The organism is Mesorhizobium sp. M1E.F.Ca.ET.063.01.1.1 (assembly GCF_003998155.1).
Classification (GTDB): domain Bacteria; phylum Pseudomonadota; class Alphaproteobacteria; order Rhizobiales; family Rhizobiaceae; genus Mesorhizobium.
Map to the genome: position 1 here is coordinate 1 of NZ_RZSC01001469.1, position 597 is coordinate 597.

Consider the following 597-nt stretch of genomic DNA (forward strand, 5'->3'; position numbering starts at 1 on the left):
GGGATGCGCTCGTGCAGGCAAAGGCGCGCCAGGTCCTCTCGCATCGCCTGCGAGATGCGCTCGACGGTGACCCAGGGATTTGCCGGCAGCACGACGATGAAGACGCCGATGGCAATCAGGATGCCGACCAGGATCGATGCCGATCCGGCAAAAAACGGGCCGGGATCATAGGTCATCAGCTGGTGCGGGCTGAGGAAAGCGAGGAAGTTGATGGCGAAGGCGGTGGCGACGCCGACATGGCGCGGATTGGCCATGCCGAGCGCCGCCGGCACCAGGATCGGCACGACAAAGAGCGTGAACCAGCCGAAGCCGGGCAGCGCCGGCAGGGCGACCTGGCCGACGAGGAAGGCGAAGGGCAGTGCCAGCAGCGTTCCCGTGAAGAAGCCCCAGGCGGACTGGACCGGATCGGGACGTGCTGCGAACAGGCTGGAGACGACGGCAACGAGGATGACGGTGCCGGCTGCCTCAGACCATTTGGTCGTCAGCCAGAACGCCGTGACCAACAGCGTCGCAAGGCCCGCCCGAACGGCGTTGCGCCAGGCGGCATGATAGTCGCGATGGACGACGAGCGCCGGCTGGCGGAGGTCGCGCGAGGGC

Annotated in this window: 1 protein-coding gene; it reads right to left on the bottom strand. The window is 67.3% G+C overall.

Translation table 11 applies throughout. The annotated features are described in order from the left end of the window. The coding region (locus EOA29_RS39265) for an FUSC family protein (protein ID WP_189479180.1) at positions 1-597 on the bottom strand (597 nt) is incomplete at both ends.